This is a genomic window from Leclercia adecarboxylata (genome assembly GCF_023639785.1).
Lineage (GTDB): Bacteria > Pseudomonadota > Gammaproteobacteria > Enterobacterales > Enterobacteriaceae > Enterobacter > Enterobacter adecarboxylatus_D.
Genome location: NZ_CP098325.1, coordinates 2,017,753 through 2,038,359, shown reverse-complemented (window position 1 = coordinate 2,038,359; position 20,607 = coordinate 2,017,753). Strand labels below are relative to the sequence as shown.

Below are 20,607 nucleotides of genomic sequence, written 5' to 3'. Positions count from 1 at the left end.
GTCGCCTGCGGCGGTTTATCCGATAATGGGCGGCTTTTTTATGTCAGGCTGAATAATGACCGATTACTTACTGCTCTTCGTCGGCACGGTGCTGGTAAACAACTTCGTCCTCGTGAAGTTTCTTGGCCTGTGCCCGTTTATGGGCGTGTCTAAAAAGCTGGAAACCGCGATGGGGATGGGGCTGGCAACAACCTTCGTGCTGACCCTCGCCTCAATCTGCGCCTGGTGGGTAGATACCTGGATCTTAATCCCCCTCGGTCTGACCTATCTGCGCACGCTGGCCTTCATTCTGGTTATCGCTGTGGTGGTGCAGTTCACCGAAATGGTGGTGCGTAAAACCAGCCCGGCGCTGTACCGCCTGCTCGGCATCTTCCTGCCGCTGATCACCACCAACTGTGCGGTGCTCGGCGTGGCGCTGCTCAATATAAACCTTGGGCACAATTTTCTGCAGTCGGCCCTGTACGGCTTTTCCGCCGCGGTCGGCTTCTCGCTGGTGATGGTGCTGTTTGCGGCGATCCGCGAACGCCTTGTCGCGGCCGATATCCCGGCACCGTTTCGCGGTAACGCTATCGCACTGGTTACCGCCGGTCTCATGTCTCTGGCCTTTATGGGCTTTAGTGGTCTGGTGAAGTTGTAATGAATGCAATCTGGATTGCCATTGCTGTCCTCGGCGTTTTGGGGCTGGTATTTGGCATTATTCTCGGTTATGCCTCGCGCCGCTTTGCAGTGGAGGACGACCCGGTTGTTGAAAAAATTGATGAGCTGCTGCCGCAAAGCCAGTGCGGACAGTGCGGCTACCCTGGCTGTCGCCCTTACGCAGAGGCGGTGGGCACCGGCGGCGAGAAAATTAACCGCTGTGCCCCCGGTGGCGAAGCGGTGATGCTCAAAATAGCTGGGCTGTTGAACGTTGATCCCCAGCCGGTCGACGGTGATGAAAGCGCCCAGGAGCCGGTGCGCATGCTGGCGGTCATTGATGAGCCCAACTGCATCGGCTGCACCAAATGTATTCAGGCCTGTCCGGTAGATGCCATCGTGGGCGCCACGCGCGCCATGCATACCGTGATGGAAGACCTGTGTACCGGCTGTAATCTCTGTGTCGCCCCCTGCCCGACCCAGTGCATTGAATTACGCCCGGTAGCAACCACAACTGACAGCTGGAAATGGGATCTTCAGACCATTCCGGTGCGCATTATTCCTGTGGAACAACATGCTTAAGTTATTTTCTGCCTTCAGAAAAGAGAAGATCTGGGATTTCGACGGCGGTATTCATCCGCCGGAGATGAAAACCCAGTCCAGCGGCACGCCGCTGCGCCAGATCCCGCTGGCCAACCGTTTTATTATCCCCCTGAAACAGCACATCGGCGCTGAGGGTGAGCTGTGCGTGAAGCCTGGCGACAGCGTGTTACGCGGCCAGCCGCTGACCTTCGGGCGCGGGCGTATGCTGCCTGTACACGCCCCGACCTCCGGCACCGTAGTGGCGATTGCTCCGCATACGGTGGCCCACCCTTCCGCGCTGTCTGAAATGTGCATCGTCATCGAGGCCGATGGCGAAGATCGCTGGATTGAACGCGACGGCTGGAGCGACTATCGCAGCCACAGCCGGGAAGAACTCATCACCCGCATTCATCAGTCCGGCGTCGCCGGGCTGGGCGGCGCAGGCTTTCCGACCGGCAACAAACTGCAGGGCGGCGGCGACAAAATTAAGACCCTGATCATCAACGCCGCCGAGTGCGAGCCGTACATTACGGCGGACGACCGTCTGATGCAGGACTGCGCGGCACAGATCGTCGAAGGTATTCGTATCCTGGCCCACATTCTGCAGCCCCAGGACGTGCTGATCGGCATCGAAGATAACAAACCGCAGGCCATCTCCATGCTGCGTGCGGTGCTGGCAGGCAGCCACGATATCGGCCTGCGCGTGATCCCGACCAAATACCCTTCGGGCGGTGCGAAGCAGCTGACCCAGATATTAACCGGCAAGCAGGTTCCCCACGGTGGCCGCTCCTCTGACATCGGCGTTCTGATGCAGAACGTCGGCACCGCCTATGCGGTGAAACGTGCGGTCATTGACGGCGAGCCGCTCACCGAGCGCGTCGTCACCCTCACCGGTGAAGCCGTCAGCCGCCCCGGCAACGTCTGGGCGCGCCTTGGCACCCCTGTTCGTCACCTGCTTGACCAGGCTGGCTTCTGCCCGAGCGCTGAGCAGATGGTGATCATGGGTGGCCCACTCATGGGCTTTACCCTGCCGTGGCTGGATGTCCCGGTGGTGAAAATTACCAACTGCCTGCTGGCACCGTCCGTCAGCGAGATGGGTGAAGAGCAGGAAGAGAAAGGCTGCATTCGCTGTAGCGCCTGCGCCGACGCCTGCCCTGCCGATCTGCTGCCTCAGCAGCTCTACTGGTACAGCAAAGGGCAGATCCACGACAAAGCGAAATCCCATAACCTGGCCGACTGCATTGAGTGCGGGGCCTGCGCCTGGGTCTGCCCAAGCAACATTCCGCTGGTGCAGTATTTCCGCGTTGAAAAAGCCGAAATCTACGCCATCGCCCAGGAAGAGAAGCGTGCCGCCGAAGCTAAAGCACGTTTTGAAGCGCGCCAGCAGCGCCTTGAGCGCGAAAAAGCCGCCCGCGAGGAGCGCCATAAGAAAGCCGCGGTTCAGCCTGCGGCGAAAGATCAGGATGCCATTAATGCCGCCCTGGCACGGGTACGCGAGAAGAAAGCGAACGCCACCGAAGAGGTGGTGATCCCGGCGGGTCAGCGTCCGGACAACAGCGAGGTCATAGCCGCCCGCGAAGCGCGTAAAGCAGAGGCCCGGGCGCGTCAGTCAGAAAAAGCTCAGGCCGCCGCAGCGCAGCCTGAAGCCGATCCGCGTAAAGCGGCGGTTGAAGCGGCTATCGCCCGCGCCAAAGCCCGCAAAGCGGCCCAGCCGGACGAAAGCCAGGCCGAACCGACCCCGGTCGATCCGCGTAAAGCGGCGGTTGAAGCGGCTATCGCCCGCGCCAAAGCCCGTAAAGCGGCCCAGCCGGACGAAAGCCAGGCCGCGCCGACGGAAGAGAAAACGCCCGTCGATCCGCGTAAAGCCGCAGTCGAAGCGGCCATTGCCCGCGCCAAAGCCCGTAAAGCGGCCCAGCCGGACGATATCCAGATCGAGCCGACCCCGGTCGATCCGCGTAAAGCGGCGGTCGAAGCGGCTATTGCCCGCGCTAAAGCCCGTAAAGCGGCCCAGCCGGACGAAAGCCAGGCCGCGCCGACGGAAGAGAAAACGCCCGTCGATCCGCGTAAAGCCGCAGTCGAAGCGGCCATTGCGCGTGCTAAAGCGCGCAAGGCAGCGCAGCAGGAAGAAGAACCGGCCGCCAATGACGATCCACGCAAAGCGGCAGTTGCTGCCGCCATCGCGCGCGTCCAGGCGAAGAAAGCCGCACAGAAGGCAGTTAACGAGGATTAAATGGTTTTCAGAATCGCAAGCTCCCCTTATACCCATAACCAGCGCCAGACATCGCGCATTATGATGCTGGTTTGCCTGGCCGCGCTGCCGGGCATTGCCGTTCAGCTCTGGTTTTTCGGCTGGGGTACGCTGCTGCAGATTACCCTCGGCTGCGTCAGCGCGCTGGCGGCCGAAGCCCTGGTGCTCAGGCTGCGTAACGTTGCGGTGCGCAAAATTCTGGCGGACAACTCCGCCCTGCTTACCGGTCTGCTGCTGGCCATCAGTATCCCCCCCTTCGCGCCGTGGTGGATGGTGGTGCTCGGCACCGTATTCGCGGTAATCATCGCCAAGCAGCTGTATGGCGGCCTGGGGCATAACCCGTTTAACCCGGCGATGATTGGCTATGTGGTGCTGCTGATCTCCTTCCCGGTACAGATGACCAGCTGGCTGCCGCCGCATGACATCGCTGCGACGGTGCCAGGCTTTGTCGATGCCGTGCAGGTGATCTTCTCTGGCCACACCGCCAGCGGCGCTGATATGAACAGCCTGCGCCTGGGAGTGGACGGCATCAGCCAGGCCACGCCGCTGGATACGTTTAAAACCTCCCTGCACGCCGGTCACAGTGTGGAGCAGATCCTGAAATACCCGATTTACAGCGGTGTGCTGGCGGGTGCAGGCTGGCAGTGGGTTAACCTCGCGTATCTGGCGGGCGGGCTGTTTCTGCTGTGGCAGAAAGCGATCCGCTGGCATATCCCGGTGAGCTTCCTGGTGACCCTCGCGGTCTGTTCCGGGCTGGGCTGGGTATTCTCACCGGAATCGCTGGCTTCGCCGCAGATCCATCTGCTCTCCGGGGCAACCATGCTGGGCGCCTTCTTTATTCTTACCGACCCGGTCACGGCGTCCACCACTAACCGTGGACGACTTATTTTTGGTGCCCTGGCCGGTCTGCTGGTGTGGCTGATCCGCAGCTTTGGCGGTTATCCGGATGGCCTAGCCTTCGCCGTGCTGCTGGCGAACATCACCGTACCGCTCATCGACTACTACACCCGTCCGCGCGTGTACGGCCATCGCTAAGGAATACGCCATGTTAAAAACGATGCAAAAACACGGCGTGACGCTGGCGCTCTTTGCCGGGGTGCTGACCGGCCTGACCGCGCTGGTTAACGGCTTGACCAAATCCACCATTGATGAACAGGCGGCCCGACAGCAGAAGGCGCTGTTTGACCAGGTTATCCCGGCGGATTTGTACGATAACGCGTTGCAAAAGAGCTGCTACCTTGTCCAGGACCCGGCGCTGGGCAAAGGTCCTCACCGTATTTTTATTGCCCGTAAAGGCGATACGCCGGTCGGCGCTGTAATGGAGGCCACGGCCCCGGATGGTTACTCCGGTGCTATCCAGCTGCTGGTTGGCACTGATTTCTCGGGCACCGTGCTGGGCACGCGCGTGACGCAACATCACGAAACGCCAGGGCTTGGGGATAAAATCGAGACCCGTTTGAGCGACTGGATTTTGCATTTTGCCGGTAAAGTTATTCATGGTATTGACGATCCGGCGTTTGCGGTGAAAAAAGATGGCGGCGAAATCGATCAGTTTACCGGTGCAACCATTACTCCACGCGCGGTGGTGAATGCCGTTAAGCGCGCCGGCGTCTACGCGCAAACGCTGCCTGCGCAACTTAACAATCTGCCCGCCTGTGAGGAGTGATCATGAGCCAGGTTAAAGAGGTTTTTGTCCAGGGGCTGTGGAAGAACAACTCCGCTCTGGTGCAGCTGCTGGGGATGTGTCCGCTGCTGGCCGTCACGTCGACCGCCACCAACGCCCTGGGCCTGGGCCTTGCCACCACGCTGGTGCTGACCCTGACCAATCTGTCGATCTCTGCCCTGCGCCGCTGGACACCTTCAGAAATTCGTATTCCGATCTACGTGATGATCATCGCCTCGGTGGTGAGCGTCGTGCAGATGCTGATCAACGCCTACGCCTTTGGCCTCTATCAGTCGCTGGGGATTTTTATTCCGCTGATCGTGACCAACTGTATTGTGGTGGGACGCGCCGAAGCCTTTGCGGTGAAAAACGACCCGTTGATTTCAGCCCTCGATGGCTTTGCCATCGGTATGGGGGCAACCGGGGCGATGTTCGTGCTGGGCTCGATGCGTGAGATCCTCGGCAACGGCACCCTGTTCGATGGTGCAGACGCGCTGCTGGGCGGCTGGGCCAAAGCCCTGCGTATTGAAGTGTTCCACACCGATACGCCGTTCCTGCTGGCGATGCTGCCCCCGGGTGCCTTTATTGGCCTCGGCATGATGCTGGCGGTGAAATACCTGATTGATGAGAAACGTAAGCGCCGCGCTGCCGCACGTAGCGCAGAGGAAGGGATCCCTGAGAAGGCCTCATGAACAAAGAGAAGCGTTTAACTATTTTGCAGCGCCTGCGGGAGAACAACCCGCATCCGACGACCGAACTGAACTTCACTTCGCCATTTGAACTGCTGATTGCGGTCCTGCTCTCTGCGCAGGCTACTGACGTAAGCGTGAACAAAGCCACCGCGAAGCTTTATCCCGTTGCCAACACGCCACAGGCGATGCTGGAGCTCGGCGTCGAGGGGGTGAAGTCGTACATCAAGACCATCGGCCTGTTCAACAGCAAAGCCGAGAACGTCATTAAGACCTGCCGGATGTTAATAGAGCTTCACGGTGGCGAGGTACCGGAAGATCGCGCCGCGCTGGAAGCCCTGCCCGGCGTAGGCCGTAAAACCGCCAATGTGGTGTTGAATACCGCCTTTGGCTGGCCAACCATTGCCGTGGATACCCATATCTTCCGCGTGTGTAACCGGACAAATTTCGCCCCCGGCAAAAACGTGGAGCAGGTTGAAGATAAGCTGCTGAAGGTGGTGCCTGCGGAGTTTAAGGTCGACTGCCATCACTGGCTGATTCTGCACGGGCGCTACACCTGCATTGCGCGAAAACCTCGCTGCGGCTCCTGTATTATTGAAGATCTCTGTGAATATAAAGAGAAAACCGACGCCTGAAACCGTCATCTGACGGTTTTTTATCATGCTATTTCCCTGCATTGAGAATGACTATCTCTCTACCCTGCCTTTTGCAGTTTTTCCACCTAATCCAGAGTTTATGCTTCGCGCATTGTGCGGCTATATAACAATCAAACAGGTTAATTGTTTTTTCGTCAGCGAAATTTTCTATACAAATGTGATCGCGATCACTCTGTTCACATGCTGTTAATTTTATGTGTCCAAAAGGCTACCAAGGCCCTATAGCATCAAGAATTATCCCCTACACACCCGTAGATATGTCCGGTTATTTTTCAGAATGTAGGCCATATCACTACCTGACGCCTTTAACAGCAGAACATATCGCCACATGGGGATTTTTTCCGCTAAAGGATAGTGAAAAAAACCAGTTTCAACGTAACGGTAAAATTTAACGCTAAATAACATTTAGGTTTCCGGCGCATTATAGGGCAGGAGTTAAATGTAACAGACCATTACAAACACCTTGCCAGATGGGTCAGGATAGTGAACATTACCCGCCGTTTCCCCTCCCACTATAACTATAAAGCGGATGGACTACGGTCATCACGCTGTGAACACCCCCGTTAATATGGGATGTAAAAAAAGAGGTATATGTGTCTACTGCAAACAATAAACCAGCTGAAGAGAGCGTAAGTCTTAACGCTTTCAAACAACCGAAATCCTTCTATCTCATATTCTCTATTGAGCTGTGGGAGCGTTTTGGTTACTACGGTCTGCAAGGGATCATGGCGGTTTACCTGGTTAAGCAACTGGGTATGTCCGAAGCCGATTCCATCACGCTGTTCTCTTCCTTCAGTGCTCTGGTGTACGGTCTGGTCGCGATTGGCGGCTGGCTGGGCGATAAAGTGCTGGGTACCAAACGTGTTATCCTGCTGGGCGCCATCGTTCTGGCGATCGGTTATGGCCTGGTAGCCTGGTCCGGTCACGATGCCGGCGTGGTCTATATGGGTATGGCGACCATCGCGGTGGGTAACGGCCTGTTCAAAGCGAACCCGTCTGCTCTGCTTTCTACCTGCTATAAGAAAGACGACCCGCGTCTGGACGGTGCATTCACCATGTACTACATGTCCATCAACATCGGTTCCTTCTTCTCTATGCTGGCGACTCCGTGGCTGGCAGCGAAATTCGGCTGGAGCGTGGCGTTTGCCCTGAGCTTCGTCGGTATGCTGATCACCGTGGTGAACTTCCTCTTCTGCCGCAGCTGGGTGAAAGACTACGGTTCAAAACCTGACTTTGCCCCGGTACAGATGGGTAAACTGCTGGCCACTATCGTGGGTATTGTGGTGCTGGTTGCTGTTGCGACCTGGCTGCTGCACAACCAGGGTATCGCCCGTGCCGTTCTGGGCGTGGTTGCGCTGGGTATCGTCTGCATCTTCGCCAAAGAAGCCTTTGCCATGCACGGCGCAGCGCGCCGTAAGATGATCGTTGCCTTCATCCTGATGGTTGAAGCGATTGTCTTCTTCGTACTGTACAGCCAGATGCCTACTTCTCTGAACTTCTTCGCGATCCGTAACGTTGAGCACTCTATCCTGGGTATCGCGTTCGAACCTGAGCAGTTCCAGGCCCTGAACCCGTTCTGGATCATGGTTGGTAGCCCGATTCTGGCCGCTATCTACAATAAGATGGGCGACCGCCTGCCAATGCCGCACAAGTTTGCTGTGGGTATGGTGCTGTGCTCGGGTGCCTTCCTCGTACTGCCGCTGGGTGCGAAATTCGCCAGCGACGCGGGTATCGTCTCCGTTAACTGGCTGATCCTGAGCTACGCGCTGCAGTCTATCGGTGAGTTGATGATCTCCGGCCTGGGCCTGGCAATGGTTGCCCAGCTAGTTCCACAGCGTCTGATGGGCTTCATCATGGGTAGCTGGTTCCTGACCACTGCGGGTGCTGCCATCATCGCCGGTAAAATCGCAAACCTGATGGCCGTGCCGTCTGACGTGACCGATCCGCTGCAGTCTCTGCATGTCTACGGTGACGTGTTCCTGCAGATTGGTATCGCTACCGCAGTTATCGCAGTGCTGATGATGCTGACGGCACCGAAACTGAACCGCATGACTCAGGACGACGACACTACCGCTAAAGCGAGCAAAACCGCGAGCGCGTAATGTCATCGGGGAACGACTGAACTGAAGCCGCTAACTGTGCGTTAGCGGCTTTTTTTTTACCTTGTGGCGCACTAACATAGAGTAAACCTACGTAATCAGGAGTGACCGATGAAACTGTTCTATAAACCAGGCGCCTGCTCTCTTGCCTCCCACATCACGCTGCGCGAGAGCGGTAAAGACTTCACCCTCAACGGTGTCGATCTGATGAAAAAGCGTCTGGAAAACGGCGATGATTTTTTCGCGGTGAATCCTAAAGGCCAGGTTCCTGCCCTGCTGCTGGAAGACGGTACTCTGCTGACCGAAGGGGTTGCCATCATGCAATACCTTGCGGACAGCGTGGCAGACCGCCAGCTGCTGGCCCCTACCGGCAGCATTGCCCGCTATAAGACCATCGAGTGGATGAACTATATCGCCACCGAACTTCACAAAGGCTTTACCCCGCTGTTCCGCCCGGATACCCCGGAAGAGTACAAGCCTGCCGTTCGCGCCCTGCTGGAGAAAAAGCTGCAGTACGTCAACGACTCGCTGAAAGATGAGCAGTGGATCTGCGGTCAGCGCTTTACCATCGCCGATGCGTATCTGTTTACCGTCCTGCGCTGGGCGCGCGCCGTGAAGCTGAACATGGAGGGGTTAAGCCATATTGACGCTTATATGCAGCGTATGGCGGAGCGTCCTGCCGTGGCGGCAGCGCTGGAAGCGGAAGGGTTGAAGTAAGTTTTGTTGCCGGGTGGCGCTAGCGCTAACCCGGCCTACGAGCTTTGTAGGCCCGGCAAGCGCTAGCGCCGCCGGGCATTGATGTTACAACTGAGTCGCGCTAAAGACGTGTTCTGGCTTCGCGATGCGATCCTGGGCAGCCACCACCTGCAATTCATACTCCTGCATCTCTCTGGTGGCGATCATGATCTCATACACCGCCGCCGTGACATGTTCCAGCGCATCACGCACCGTTGCCCCCTGCAGCAGTTTCACCAGCAGCAAACCGCTGGTGACATCGCCCACGCCCACCGGCTGACGGCTGCCAAAGTCCACCAGCGGACGGCTGATATGCCAGGCTTCCTCTTTGGTCACCAGCAGCATCTCAAAGCGGTCCGGGCTAATCCCGGCACGCGCCAGATGCTTCACCAGCACGATCTCCGGCCCCAGCGCAATCAGTTCGCGGGACGCCGCAACGGCCTCATCCACGCTGTTCACCGGATGTTCGCAAAGGATCTCCAGCTCGATCAGGTTCGGGGCGATGATGTCGCTGGCCGGTAAGGCGTGACGCACGTGAAATTCCGCCACGCCCGGCGCCACAATACAGCCCTTTTCCGGATGACCCATCACCGGATCGCAGAAGTATTTCGCGGCCGGGTTCGCCGCCTTCACCTGGCGGACAATACCGAGAATATGCTCGCCCTGTTCGGCAGACCCCAGGTAGCCGCTCAGCACGGCATCGCAGGTTTTGAGTTTGTCGATATCAGCGATGCCCTGAACAATCTCCGTGAGATGAGCGGGCGGCATCACGCAACCGGTCCATTTGCCGTATTGCGTATGGTTGGAAAACTGAACGGTGTTTAGCGGCCAGACGTTGGCCCCGAGACGACGCATTGGGAACTCAGCGGCGCTGTTGCCAGCATGCCCAAAGACAACGTGGGACTGGATGGCGAGGATATTCTTCATTTTCTTACCACAACCCTGAAAAAATAAAGGGGCGTGGTTTCCCACGCCCCTGTGCTTTTATGATTATTTCCAGCAAACCAGACAGTAATTTTTCTTGCCGCGACGCAGTAAGGTATAACGACCAAACAGGCGATCGCTGTCAGCGAAGATGTACTCCGCGTCAGACTGTTTTTCACCGTTGATGGTGATGGCGTTCGAGGCGATGGTTTTACGCGCCTGACCGCGGGACGGCTGCAGCTCAGAATCAACCAGGGCCTGCATCAGATCGGCGCCTTTGTCCATCTCAACCATCGGCACACCATCCTGCGCCAGCTGTTCGAAGTCCGCTTCACTCAGATCGCTCAGGGTGCCGTTAAACAGGCTGGCAGTGATACGCTTCGCCGCCGCCAGGCCCTCTTCACCGTGAACCAGTTTAGTCACCTCATCCGCCAGCACGTACTGGGCGCGCGGTGCTTTACCGCTGTTCTTGTCTTCTTCTTCCAGGGCATTGATCGCTTCAATGTCCATAAAGGTGAAGAACTTCAGGAAGCGATAGACGTCAGCATCCGCAGTATTGATCCAGAACTGGTAGAACTTATACGGGCTGGTTTTCTTCGGATCGAGCCACACTGCGCCGCCTTCCGTTTTACCGAACTTAGTGCCGTCGGCTTTGGTGATCAGCGGAACGGTGAGTCCAAAGACCTGATTCTGGTGCAGACGACGGGTCAGGTCGATACCGGAGGTGATGTTACCCCACTGGTCAGAGCCGCCAATCTGCAGCGCAACGCCGTGCAGCTCGTTCAGGCAGGCGAAGTCATAACCCTGCAGCAGGTTATAGGAGAACTCGGTAAAGGAGATGCCCTGATCGTCACGGTTCAGACGCTGCTTCACCGCTTCTTTGTTGATCATCTGGTTAACGGAGAAGTGCTTGCCGATATCACGCAGGAAGGTCAGCACGTTCATGCTGCCAAACCAGTCGTAGTTGTTGGCGGCAATCGCTGAGTTCTCACCACAGTCGAAGTCGAGGAATGGGGCAACCTGTTTGCGGATTTTTGCCACCCACTCCTGCACGGTGTCTGCCGTATTCAGTTTACGCTCTGCGGCTTTAAAGCTCGGGTCGCCAATCAGACCCGTTGCGCCACCGACCAGTGCCACAGGCTTATGGCCTGCCAGCTGGAAGCGTTTCAGGCATAACAAAGGAACCAGATGCCCCAAATGCAAGCTGTCAGCGGTAGGATCGAAGCCGCAATAGAGCGCGATCGGGCCTTGCGCCAGTCGCTCTGCTAACGCTTCTTCGTCCGTCACCTGGGCTACCAGCCCCCGCTCTTGCAATTGTTTAATCAAGTTACTGCTTGCCATCAAATTCTCCATGTATAAAACGACTGCACCTTTGCCGGTACACGACTTTTCGCCAGACGCGAAAGGTACATAGAATAAAGCGCTGACACCCGTTGTACCAGCGCTTAAGAGAACAAATTTCGGGGATTAAGGTGCCAGACGATCGATTTTCCAGGCACCGTTATCGCGCTGGTATAAAAACCGGTCGTGGAGGCGATGCTCGCCGCCCTGCCAGAACTCCATCTGCTGGACTGAGACGCGGAAACCGCCCCAGAAGCTCGGCAGGGGGACTTCGCCCTGCTGGAATTTCTGCTTCAGCTCGAGAAACTTGCTTTCGAGCACGCCGCGGGCAGAGATGCGGCTCGACTGTTTAGAGACCCAGGCGCCAATCTGGCTGTCGCGCGGGCGACTATGGAAATATTTCACCACCTCAAGCGTGGAGAGACGCTCGACGGTGCCGGTGACCATCACCTGACGTTCCAGCATATGCCACGGGAAGAGCAAACTGATGCGCGGGTTGTGTTCGAGGTGCTGCGCTTTACGGCTGCCGAGGTTGGTGTAGAACACCAGCCCTTTATCGTCATAGTGCTTAAGCAGGACAATGCGCTGATAAGGTTGACCCTGTTCGTCGACGGTGGCGACCACCATCGCGGTGGGGTCGGCCAGTTTTGCTTCGCAGGCCTGTTTCAGCCAGTGCTCAAACAGCACCAGCGGCTCGGCGGGGAGATCCTGACGACGCAGGCCGCCTTTGGTGTATTCGCGCCTGAGGTGCGCGATTTTCTGCAATTCATCGTTATCGGACATGGCGTTAGCTGACATTGACAATGGGTGACGCTATTGTGCGCCGCCCCCTGCAAAATCTCAACGCTTCGGATTTTCGATCTGACAATTGTTCAGCACAATCCGATCGCGCTTGTATACCGTCGCGCTGTCGCCTTTCGACCAGAAGACATACACGCCGTCACTGTAGCGGGTACCGGAGGCGGACATGCCCTGCTTCAGCGTCAACAGCTTATTGTCATACACGAAGCTGACTTCCTGACGTGGATTATTGAGCTTAACGGTGAGGGGTTTTTCATCGCACTGGTAGGCCAGCGTGTCGGTTTGCATGCGCTCGACGAACTGGTTATAGACGCTACAGCTCGCCAGCAGGAGGGGAGTAAAAGCAAGAAGCAGTTTTTTCATGGGTAAATTCCGAAGACTTTTCTGGTCCCGGAGGGCGCGAACGCCCTCCCGTTTTTTCCGGTATTTTTACCCACTGCGTGCTTAAGCGAAATTCGGTTAACTCTGATTTTGCCGCGGATTTGCTGGAAAAACAGCACCTAACACGCTGGCTTCACGGGCTCCGGTGACGGAGGGTAGATTCCCCGGCAGTCCGGCAACCGTGCGCCACGCCAGCCAGGCAAAGGCCAGCGCTTCCATGTCATCACCGCTGATCCCCGCCTTGTCTGTGGTGGTCACTTCCGTGCCCGGCAGCAAACCGGCGAGGCGCGTCATCACCAGCGGGTTACGGCCGCCGCCGCCGCACACCAGAAGACGCTCGCAGCCGCCGCTCAGCAATACCTGTTCCGACACTGACACGGCGGTGAGCTCTGCCAGCGTGGCCTGCACGTCCTCAGGCGCCAGGCCGGGGAAGTTCGCCAGTTGACGTTCAAGCCAGCCGTAGTTGAAATATTCGCGGCCGGTGCTTTTCGGCGCAGGTGCGGCAAAATAGGGATCGCACAGCATGCTTTGCAGTAGCGGGATGATGACCTTGCCGCTGCAGGCCCACTGGGCATCTTTATCGTAGGGTTTACCCGCCTGACGCCAGATCCAGGCATCCATCAGCATATTGCCCGGGCCGGTGTCGAAACCGCGTACCGGCTGGCCGGGGATCAATAGGGAGAGATTGGCGATGCCGCCGATGTTCAGCACCATGCGGCGCTCCGTCGGATGCGCCAGCAGCGCCTGGTGGAACGCGGGAACCAGCGGTGCGCCCTGCCCGCCAAGAGCGATATCCCGGCGGCGGAAATCACCCACCACCGTCACGCCGGTTTTCGCGACGATCTGGTTGTTATCGCCAATCTGCAGGGTATGCGGAGCCTCGCCGCCCGGCTCATGCCAGACCGTTTGTCCGTGACAGCCGATCGCCACCACATCCTGAGGGCGCAGGTTTTCCTGATCCATCAGCGCCTGGACTGCATCACCGAACAGGCGCCCCAGTTGCGTATCCAGTTGCCCCAGCTGCGACAGGGTCAGCTGTTGGCCCTGGCAGATATTCAGGATCGCTTGTTTCAGTTCCTGAGGAATAGGCCAGCTGAGGCTTGCCTGCTGCGCAACCATATTCTCGTCTATTGCCGCAAGAACGACATCCACACCATCCAGACTGGTTCCTGACATTACGCCAATGTAGCGACCCGATTTCATCCGTTTTCCTTGTATCCGTATGGGCTGATGACTCACTCCACCATAAACCGATTATCAATGCTACGGCGGACTAATACTTTTTAACAATAGCTGGCGTCGGGCATCATTCCAGGAATTATCCGTATCTTCCGCAGAGTGAGATCGCCGCTTGTATAGCTATGGTTGATTCAGATTCGAGTATCATTCTGATTGTGTTTGAGCAAAGATAGGATTTATGGCTCTCCATGCCATATAATTTAGCCATGACGGATGCTCAAAGAGCGTTTTTGGTGAACAGGAGATTCAAATGATTTTACGTGTACTGGCCGTTTCGCTGGTTGGATTCACTCTGGCTGGCTGTGTGAATGACAGTTCTCTTTCCGGGGATGTATACAGTGCCTCTGAGGCGAAACAGGTTCAGAATGTCACTTACGGCACCATCGTGAACGCGCGCCCGGTACAAATTCAGGGCGGTGATGAAAACAACGTGATCGGCGCACTGGGTGGTGCGGTCCTGGGTGGTTTCCTTGGTAACACCGTCGGTGGCGGCACAGGCCGTTCTCTGGCAACCGCAGCGGGTGCCGTAGCCGGTGGCGTTGCCGGTCAGGGTGTCCAGGGCGCGGTAAACAAATCCCAGGGTGTTGAGTTAGAGATCCGCAAGGACGACGGCAGCACCATTATGGTGGTCCAGAAGCAGGGCAACACCCGGTTCGCAGCGGGCCAACGCGTCGTGCTGGCCAGCAATGGCAGCCAGGTTACCGTCTCTCCACGCTAATACCCTTATGGGCGTGGTCTCCTGACCACGTCCGTTTTCATTAACAGCATTCTCTTGAATATATTTACTTAACACATTCACCCCGCTAATATTTAAAATGCCCCTCTCTTGTTCCTGCGCAAAGTATTACACCTGCGTTTATGAGAACATTCGCAAATCCTTTTATCTTTTTATTTTAAAGTTATTTATGCTTGCGATAAATCATTATATTAAGAACAAGTATGTTCAGTTTTTTGTGGGTTGTTTTATTATCATCGGTCTCCTGCACTCTCTCTTTAATGAACTGGTTGAAAAAATCCCCTCGTTTTCACCGCTGCTGTTCCCCATGCTCACCATCTTTTTACTGGTGTTCCACCTTTTTATTGCCAGTTTTATGGCGATGAAATACTGGTGCGACAGAATGCGGCTATATCTGATGGCCTTTGCATTCGCTTTTGCCGGTTCGGCGCTACTGATGGTGGGCACGCTCTCCAGCTATCCCGCATGGCTTGACCTGTATCAGACTGGCGTTGTTAACTACAACGACGCCATGATCTACTTTACGTTCCGCCATCTGCTGCTGGCCGTGCTCTTTGTTGTATCGGCTATCCTTTATGCCATCCGCAACAGACCGCTGTCACGGGCTTTCCACATCTCAGCCATTTCTGGAATGTTTATTTTTACGGCCCTGATATTGATAATAGCCTGGCTGTACTCGAGTAATTCGCCTTTATTACATTTAGACCTGGTCGATAATGAAACCCGGCAATATATGTTGCTGTGGAAACACCCTACGAATATAGCGCTTATTGCACTCTGGGTAATTTCATTAGCAACCCTGATGTGTATTACGCGCGTACGTAATCTCTTCTGGATTGGCGGTAATTTCTTATGTATTTGTTATATCACAACGTTAGCGATGCTGTTTTTAGGCGGACAGGCTGAAGATCTCTCATGGTATCACGCCCGGCTATTTGAGGCCGTCGCCACGCTGCTGATTATTTTCGTTCTGCTGTATGACGTCTTTAATCTTTATCGCGAGTCGCATCTGAAGTATCAGCAGTCTTATCAGAACTCCATTCGCGATCCCCTGACGCGTCTCTACAATCGCAGCTATTTTTATGACACGCTCAATCACGCTCTTCGGACGGTAAAACCGACGGAACCGGTCTCGGTTATCGTCAGCGATCTCGATCGCTTTAAGCGCATCAACGACTGCTACGGGCATCTGCAGGGGGATAAGGTATTGCAGTTTGTCGCCCAACTGCTGATGGATTCGGTTCGGCCGCAGGACGTCGCGGCCCGTATCGGTGGAGAGGAGTTTGTCCTGCTGTTAACCCATACCCCTCCCGAGGCGGCACGTCAGGTGGCCGAGCGGATCCGTTTAAAACTGAGCAACTTCGATAAGGCCAGTTCGGACGGGCAGCTCCCCGAGCCTGTCACCATCAGTATGGGGGTCTTCACCACCATGTCGAAAATCAGCGCTGAAGAGTGCGTGGAATGCGCAGATAAGGCGATGTACGAGGCAAAAGAGACCGGACGCAACCGGGTGGTCGTGTTTCAGTAAAGAAAAAGCCTTGCGTCAGCAAGGCTTTTTTAAAGGTCAGTCGCGAGACTGTAGCTCATTGATATTGTGCTCAAGCCGGGCAACCAGCGAGATCAGCATTTCCAGTTCGGCCGGTGAGATCCCGGAGAGAATTTCACCGCGCGTTTTGCTGATGACCGCCTCCATCTCTGTAATGATAGGCGTCGCTTTATCCGTGAGTTTAATCCGCTTGGCACGACGATCGCTGGCGCAGGTCTGGCGTGAAATCAGCCCCTTCTCTTCCAGTTGATCGAGCGTTCGTACCAGTGAAGGCTGCTCGATGCCTATCGCTTTTGCCAGTTGGATCTGTGACTGGTCGGGCGGCAGCTGGTGAATGTTATGCAGCGTGACCCAATGCGTCTGTGTCAATTCCAGAGGTTTCAGGCGATGGTCAATCAGAGCACGCCAGATGCGTACTAACCTTGCCAGATCAGAGCCTAGTGGCGATTCCAATTTCATCTCCTTATAATTAGCTTGCTAAGTTATTATACTGATTTTAGAATAGTGTGCAGCATTTATATTGCCAAAACAAATGCAATACTGAATTCGAAGTTGATGCCTGTCTGTTTTACACTTTATAAGGTGCCCGCGGGCGTCAAACTGTTTTTTTTGGTTACATCCCCAATTGTAAAGGAACCGGCTCGTGAAATTCACGTTAAACGCCACGGGGTTACCCCTTCAGGATCTGATTGTCGGCGCCTCAATCTATTTTCCCCCTTTATTTAAAGCGGTGATGCTGGGTTTTATTCTCTGGCTTGTCACCCATCGCTTGCTGCGCGACTGGATCTATTCCGGTGAAATCTGGCACCCCATGCTGATGGATCTTTCGCTGTTTGTCCTGGCAGTATGCCTGAGCCTGGTTCTGTTGATTGTGTGGTGACTAACATTATGAAAACAATTAAATATTTTTCATCATTGCTGGTTCTGGCCCTCGCGCTGATCGCAGGCTGGTGGCTCTGGAACTATTATATGCAGTCCCCCTGGACCCGTGACGGAAAAGTGCGCGCCGAACAGGTCAGCGTGACGCCGCAGATCTCCGGCACCATTACCACCCTTAAGGTTAAAGATAACCAGTTCGTGCATGCCGGAGAGGTGCTGTTCCAGATTGATGACACGCCATACCATATTGCAGTGCTGAACGCCGAAGCCCAGGTGGCGAAAGCCCAGTCCGATCTGGCGAAAGCCAATAACGAAGCCAACCGTCGTCGCCATCTGTCACGAAACTATATCTCCGCAGAAGATCTGGATACCGCCAACATCAACGTCAAAGCAATGCAGGCCAGCGTGGCGGTAGCAGAAGCAACCCTTAAACAGGCCCAGTGGCAGCTGACCCAGACGGTGGTCAAAGCCCCGGTTGACGGCTGGGTGACCAACCTCTCCACCCGCGTGGGAGATTACGCCACCACCGGCCAGCCGGTATTTGCCCTTGTCGACAGCCACTCGTTTTACGTCGTGGGCTATTTTGAAGAGACCAAGCTCCGCCATATTCGTGAAGGTGCGCCCGCGCAGATTGTCCTTTACAGCGGTTCGCAAAGGTTACAGGGTCACGTTTCCAGTATTGGTCGCGCCATTTACGATCAGAGCGTGGAGACCGATTCGGGCCTGGTGCCCGACGTGAAGCCCAATATCCCGTGGGTGCGGCTGGCGCAGCGTATTCCGGTGCGCATCAGTTTTGACAGGCTGCCAGATGACCTGACCCTGGTCTCCGGCACCACCTGCACCGTCTCCATCGGAACGGCCCGGTGAAGTTGCCCGCTTTTTCCTGGCGCAATCTGCCATGGCTGAAAGCGACCCCGGCCCAGTGGCGCTATGCCCTGCGCAACGGGATTGCGATGTGCCTGGCCCTGACGGTCGCCTATTGTCTCAATCTGGATGAACCCTACTGGGCGATGACCTCGGCAGCAGTGGTCAGCTTCCCGACCGTGGGCGGCGTGATCAGTAAAAGCCTTGGCCGCGTGGCGGGTAGCCTGCTGGGTGCCACCGCGGCGCTGATCATTGCGGGTCATACCCTTAATGACCCGTGGCTGTTTCTGTTCAGCATGGCGGCCTGGCTCGCCGTCTGTACCTGGGCCTGCGCCCATTTCACCAATAACGTTGCCTATGCTTTCCAGCTGGCCGGTTACACGGCGGCAATCATCGCCTTTCCGGTCATCGACATCCTCGACACCACCCAGCTGTGGGATATCGCCCAGGCCCGGGTGTGCGAAGTCATTATCGGTATCCTCAGCGGCGGGGTGATGATGATGATCCTCCCCAGCACCTCCGACGGCACCGCCCTTATTACGGCGCTGAAAACCATGCACACCCGGCTGCTGGAGCATGCCAGCCTGTTGTGGCAGCCCGAAAGCACCGATGCCATTCGCCTGGCCCATGAGAAGGTTATCGCCCAGATTCTGACCATGAACCTGCTGCGTATACAGGCCTTCTGGAGCCACTACCGTTTTCGCCGCCAGAACGCCCTGCTTAACTATCTTCTTCATCAGCAACTGCGGATGACCAGCGCCATCTCAAGCCTTCGCCGCATGCTGTTAAACTGGCCCAACCCGCCAGCCCATACCCGGGAAGTGATCGACCAGCTGCTCGCTGCCCTTGCCCGGCCAGAAACTGACTTTTATACCGTGGCGCGGATTATCGCCCCGCTCAGGCCGGAACATAACAACGATTACCGCCATCGTGCCTTCTGGCAGCGTTTACGCTACTTCTGCCGCCTTTATCTGCGCAGCAGCCGCTGGATTAAAGCCGTTGAAACGGCCACCCCGATTACGGAGTTTGCGGTGCCCCGCAGCCCGGCGCTGGCCCGCCATACCGATAATCTCGAAGCCCTGTGGAGCGGCTTTCGTACCTTTTGCGCCCTGAGCCTCGTGGGTGCCTGGACCATCGCCGCCCAGTGGGACGCGGGAGGCGCGGCCCTGACCCTGGCGGCGATCAGCAGCGTGCTCTATTCGGTAGCGGCCTCGCCCTTTAACTCCCTCACCCTGCTGCTGCGCACCCTGGTTCTGCTGTCCCTGTTCAGTTTCGTGGTCAAATTTGGCCTGATGGTGCAGATCTCGGATCTGTGGCTGTTCCTGCTTTTCCTGTTCCCACTCCTGACCACCATGCAATTGCTGAAGCAGCAGATGCCCGCCATGGCCGGGCTATGGGGACAGTTGATTGTCTTTATGGGCTCATTTATATCGGTGACCAACCCGCCGGTGTATGACTTTGCCGATTTCCTCAATGATGACCTGGCAAAAATCCTTGGCGTAGGGCTGACCTGGCTGGCCTTTGCGGTGCTGCGCCCGGGCTCGGACGCGCGAAAAAGCCGACGTCACATTCGGGAGCTGCGTCGGGGGTTTGTCGATCAGCTCAGCCGTAAGCCGCGGCTGAGTGAATATGGTTATGAATCGCTGGTGTATCACCATGTGAGCCAGCTTAACAGCAGCAAGGATGCGCTCGCGCGCCGCTGGCTGCTGCGCTGGGGCGTGGTGCTGCTTAACTGCAGCCATGTGGTGTGGCAGCTACGTGACTGGCAAACCCGTTCGGATCCGCTGGCACAGGTGCGGGATGTCGCCGTCTCGCTGCTGCGGGATATCATGAGCGAACGCGGGGTACAGCAGCGGCCGCTGGCCGCCACCCTGGATGAACTTCAGCGGATTTGCGATGCCCTGGGGCATCATCCACAACCGGCCGGGCAGGAGCTGGCAGCCCTGATCTGGCGGCTGCACTGCTCGCTATCCCAGCTGGAACAGGCGCCCGCACCGGGCACCCTGAGCGATCAGATCACTCCGCAGGCGTAACGCGCCCCGCCACCGCCAAGGGGTTTTGGGTGATCCGACATATTATCGCCGCCGACATGGATCATCAGCGCCTTGCCCTTCACCTCATCCAGCTTTTTGAGGCGCGGCGCGACCACCGGATCGGTGGCTTTACCGTCATTATTCACCACCAGCGCGGGCAGATCGCCTAAGTGGCCCATACCCTCTGGCCCTTCGTGTTTGCCGGTGTTCTGGGGATCGAGGTGTCCGCCTGCGGCCTCAGCGGCGGACGGTTTGCCGTCTTTCATAGCGGGTTCGCAGGAGCCTTTGGCGTGAACGTGATAGCCGTGTTCGCCCGGCGGGAGGGCTTTGAGATCCGGGGAAAACTCCAGGCCCTTATCGGTTTCGGTGATTTTCACCGTCCCGATGGACTGGCCTATCCCCTGAGAGGTGACGAGGTTCATCTTGACTTCTTCGCTGGCGGCCTGCGCACCTGCACACACCACCAGCGTTAATACTGCCAGAGTAAATCGCTTCATATGACCTCCTTGGTTATTTTTTGCCCCTTAAGTTTATACCAGGGGCAAAGTTTTAACCGGA

General features: G+C 56.7%; 21 protein-coding genes. 14 read left to right on the top strand and 7 right to left on the bottom strand.

What is annotated here, in order from left to right; all coding sequences use genetic code 11:
* Positions 1 to 55 precede the first annotated feature (55 nt).
* From rsxA to gstA, 9 genes are all read left to right on the top strand, one after another.
* Positions 56 to 637 carry an electron transport complex subunit RsxA gene (gene rsxA / locus NB069_RS09750; RefSeq protein ID WP_039029166.1) on the top strand — a complete coding sequence of 194 codons (582 nt, stop codon included), beginning with the start codon at positions 56 to 58 and terminating at the stop codon, positions 635 to 637.
* Positions 637 to 1,215 (top strand): electron transport complex subunit RsxB, encoded by a 579-nt coding sequence (gene rsxB / locus NB069_RS09745; RefSeq protein ID WP_250589153.1) that lies wholly within the window; start codon positions 637 to 639, stop codon positions 1,213 to 1,215. Before rsxA ends, rsxB begins: the two co-directional genes overlap by 1 nt.
* Positions 1,208 to 3,445 carry an electron transport complex subunit RsxC gene (rsxC, locus tag NB069_RS09740; RefSeq protein WP_250589152.1) on the top strand — a complete coding sequence of 746 codons (2,238 nt, stop codon included), beginning with the start codon at positions 1,208 to 1,210 and terminating at the stop codon, positions 3,443 to 3,445. Before rsxB ends, rsxC begins: the two co-directional genes overlap by 8 nt.
* A complete protein-coding gene (gene rsxD, locus NB069_RS09735) occupies positions 3,446 to 4,498 on the top strand; it encodes an electron transport complex subunit RsxD (protein WP_250589151.1) in 1,053 nt (350 codons plus the stop codon). It abuts the gene before it with no gap.
* Between the two features lie 10 nt (positions 4,499 to 4,508).
* Complete coding sequence (gene rsxG, locus NB069_RS09730; RefSeq protein ID WP_250589150.1) at positions 4,509 to 5,129, top strand: electron transport complex subunit RsxG; 621 nt, start codon at positions 4,509 to 4,511, stop codon at positions 5,127 to 5,129.
* Between the two features lie 2 nt (positions 5,130 to 5,131).
* The gene (locus NB069_RS09725; RefSeq protein WP_250589149.1) at positions 5,132 to 5,818 is read left to right on the top strand and encodes an electron transport complex subunit E; all 687 of its coding nucleotides are present in this window, start codon (positions 5,132 to 5,134) and stop codon (positions 5,816 to 5,818) included.
* Positions 5,815 to 6,450 carry an endonuclease III gene (gene nth / locus NB069_RS09720; protein ID WP_250589148.1) on the top strand — a complete coding sequence of 212 codons (636 nt, stop codon included), beginning with the start codon at positions 5,815 to 5,817 and terminating at the stop codon, positions 6,448 to 6,450. The genes NB069_RS09725 and nth overlap by 4 nt, the downstream gene beginning before the upstream one ends.
* 614 nt (positions 6,451 to 7,064) lie before the next feature.
* Positions 7,065 to 8,573: a dipeptide/tripeptide permease DtpA gene (gene dtpA, locus NB069_RS09715; RefSeq protein WP_250589147.1), complete on the top strand. Its 1,509-nt coding sequence runs from the start codon at positions 7,065 to 7,067 to the stop codon at positions 8,571 to 8,573.
* A gap of 108 nt (positions 8,574 to 8,681) precedes the next feature.
* The gene (gstA, locus tag NB069_RS09710) at positions 8,682 to 9,287 is read left to right on the top strand and encodes a glutathione transferase GstA (protein ID WP_250589146.1); all 606 of its coding nucleotides are present in this window, start codon (positions 8,682 to 8,684) and stop codon (positions 9,285 to 9,287) included.
* Between the two features lie 84 nt (positions 9,288 to 9,371).
* On the opposite strand, the gene pdxY is transcribed toward gstA, so the two are convergent.
* The 5 genes from pdxY to anmK all read right to left on the bottom strand — a co-directional run bounded on the left by pdxY (position 9,372) and on the right by anmK (position 13,955).
* Positions 9,372 to 10,232 (bottom strand): pyridoxal kinase PdxY, encoded by an 861-nt coding sequence (gene pdxY / locus NB069_RS09705; protein WP_250589145.1) that lies wholly within the window; start codon positions 10,230 to 10,232, stop codon positions 9,372 to 9,374.
* A 63-nt stretch (positions 10,233 to 10,295) separates the two neighbouring features.
* Positions 10,296 to 11,570 carry a tyrosine--tRNA ligase gene (gene tyrS, locus NB069_RS09700; RefSeq protein ID WP_250589144.1) on the bottom strand — a complete coding sequence of 425 codons (1,275 nt, stop codon included), beginning with the start codon at positions 11,568 to 11,570 and terminating at the stop codon, positions 10,296 to 10,298.
* Positions 11,571 to 11,696: 126 nt separating this feature from the next.
* The gene (pdxH, locus tag NB069_RS09695) at positions 11,697 to 12,353 is read right to left on the bottom strand and encodes a pyridoxamine 5'-phosphate oxidase (RefSeq protein ID WP_250589143.1); all 657 of its coding nucleotides are present in this window, start codon (positions 12,351 to 12,353) and stop codon (positions 11,697 to 11,699) included.
* Between the two features lie 57 nt (positions 12,354 to 12,410).
* Positions 12,411 to 12,734 carry a C-type lysozyme inhibitor gene (gene mliC / locus NB069_RS09690; RefSeq protein WP_250589142.1) on the bottom strand — a complete coding sequence of 108 codons (324 nt, stop codon included), beginning with the start codon at positions 12,732 to 12,734 and terminating at the stop codon, positions 12,411 to 12,413.
* 96 nt (positions 12,735 to 12,830) lie between these two features.
* Entirely contained in the window at positions 12,831 to 13,955 is a 1,125-nt protein-coding gene (gene anmK / locus NB069_RS09685; protein ID WP_250589141.1) for an anhydro-N-acetylmuramic acid kinase, read from the bottom strand.
* 286 nt (positions 13,956 to 14,241) lie between these two features.
* Between anmK and slyB the strand changes: the two genes are divergently transcribed.
* Together slyB and NB069_RS09675 are read left to right on the top strand one after the other, a co-directional pair.
* Positions 14,242 to 14,709, top strand: a complete 468-nt coding sequence (slyB, locus tag NB069_RS09680; protein WP_250589140.1) for an outer membrane lipoprotein SlyB — start codon at positions 14,242 to 14,244, stop codon at positions 14,707 to 14,709.
* A gap of 187 nt (positions 14,710 to 14,896) precedes the next feature.
* On the top strand, positions 14,897 to 16,255 hold the full coding sequence (locus tag NB069_RS09675; protein WP_250589139.1) for a sensor domain-containing diguanylate cyclase: 1,359 nt from the start codon (positions 14,897 to 14,899) through the stop codon (positions 16,253 to 16,255).
* A 36-nt stretch (positions 16,256 to 16,291) separates the two neighbouring features.
* On the opposite strand, the gene slyA is transcribed toward NB069_RS09675, so the two are convergent.
* Positions 16,292 to 16,732, bottom strand: coding sequence for a transcriptional regulator SlyA (slyA, locus tag NB069_RS09670; RefSeq protein WP_250589138.1), 441 nt, complete (start codon positions 16,730 to 16,732; stop codon positions 16,292 to 16,294).
* A gap of 184 nt (positions 16,733 to 16,916) precedes the next feature.
* On the opposite strand from slyA, the gene NB069_RS09665 reads away from it, so the two are divergent.
* The 3 genes from NB069_RS09665 to NB069_RS09655 are packed head-to-tail and all read left to right on the top strand — an operon-like array spanning position 16,917 to position 20,049.
* Positions 16,917 to 17,153, top strand: a complete 237-nt coding sequence (locus NB069_RS09665; RefSeq protein ID WP_250589137.1) for a DUF1656 domain-containing protein — start codon at positions 16,917 to 16,919, stop codon at positions 17,151 to 17,153.
* 8 nt (positions 17,154 to 17,161) lie between these two features.
* Positions 17,162 to 18,019, top strand: coding sequence for an efflux RND transporter periplasmic adaptor subunit (locus NB069_RS09660; RefSeq protein WP_250589136.1), 858 nt, complete (start codon positions 17,162 to 17,164; stop codon positions 18,017 to 18,019).
* Positions 18,016 to 20,049 (top strand): FUSC family protein, encoded by a 2,034-nt coding sequence (locus NB069_RS09655; RefSeq protein WP_250589135.1) that lies wholly within the window; start codon positions 18,016 to 18,018, stop codon positions 20,047 to 20,049. The genes NB069_RS09660 and NB069_RS09655 overlap by 4 nt, the downstream gene beginning before the upstream one ends.
* On the opposite strand, the gene sodC is transcribed toward NB069_RS09655, so the two are convergent.
* On the bottom strand, positions 20,028 to 20,546 hold the full coding sequence (sodC, locus tag NB069_RS09650) for a superoxide dismutase [Cu-Zn] SodC (protein WP_250589134.1): 519 nt from the start codon (positions 20,544 to 20,546) through the stop codon (positions 20,028 to 20,030). The genes NB069_RS09655 and sodC overlap by 22 nt on opposite strands.
* Positions 20,547 to 20,607 lie beyond the last annotated feature (61 nt).

Coding starts and splice junctions, on each gene's coding strand:
- NB069_RS09660 (WP_250589136.1), top strand. CDS start 17,162: ATGAAAACAATTAAATATTTTTCATCATTGCTGGTTCTGGCCCTCGCG.
- rsxB (WP_250589153.1), top strand. CDS start 637: ATGAATGCAATCTGGATTGCCATTGCTGTCCTCGGCGTTTTGGGGCTG.
- anmK (WP_250589141.1), bottom strand. CDS start 13,955: ATGAAATCGGGTCGCTACATTGGCGTAATGTCAGGAACCAGTCTGGAT.
- pdxY (WP_250589145.1), bottom strand. CDS start 10,232: ATGAAGAATATCCTCGCCATCCAGTCCCACGTTGTCTTTGGGCATGCT.
- rsxC (WP_250589152.1), top strand. CDS start 1,208: ATGCTTAAGTTATTTTCTGCCTTCAGAAAAGAGAAGATCTGGGATTTC.
- mliC (WP_250589142.1), bottom strand. CDS start 12,734: ATGAAAAAACTGCTTCTTGCTTTTACTCCCCTCCTGCTGGCGAGCTGT.
- slyA (WP_250589138.1), bottom strand. CDS start 16,732: ATGAAATTGGAATCGCCACTAGGCTCTGATCTGGCAAGGTTAGTACGC.
- gstA (WP_250589146.1), top strand. CDS start 8,682: ATGAAACTGTTCTATAAACCAGGCGCCTGCTCTCTTGCCTCCCACATC.
- rsxD (WP_250589151.1), top strand. CDS start 3,446: ATGGTTTTCAGAATCGCAAGCTCCCCTTATACCCATAACCAGCGCCAG.
- NB069_RS09725 (WP_250589149.1), top strand. CDS start 5,132: ATGAGCCAGGTTAAAGAGGTTTTTGTCCAGGGGCTGTGGAAGAACAAC.
- rsxA (WP_039029166.1), top strand. CDS start 56: ATGACCGATTACTTACTGCTCTTCGTCGGCACGGTGCTGGTAAACAAC.
- slyB (WP_250589140.1), top strand. CDS start 14,242: ATGATTTTACGTGTACTGGCCGTTTCGCTGGTTGGATTCACTCTGGCT.
- tyrS (WP_250589144.1), bottom strand. CDS start 11,570: ATGGCAAGCAGTAACTTGATTAAACAATTGCAAGAGCGGGGGCTGGTA.
- sodC (WP_250589134.1), bottom strand. CDS start 20,546: ATGAAGCGATTTACTCTGGCAGTATTAACGCTGGTGGTGTGTGCAGGT.
- NB069_RS09675 (WP_250589139.1), top strand. CDS start 14,897: ATGCTTGCGATAAATCATTATATTAAGAACAAGTATGTTCAGTTTTTT.
- pdxH (WP_250589143.1), bottom strand. CDS start 12,353: ATGTCCGATAACGATGAATTGCAGAAAATCGCGCACCTCAGGCGCGAA.
- nth (WP_250589148.1), top strand. CDS start 5,815: ATGAACAAAGAGAAGCGTTTAACTATTTTGCAGCGCCTGCGGGAGAAC.
- rsxG (WP_250589150.1), top strand. CDS start 4,509: ATGTTAAAAACGATGCAAAAACACGGCGTGACGCTGGCGCTCTTTGCC.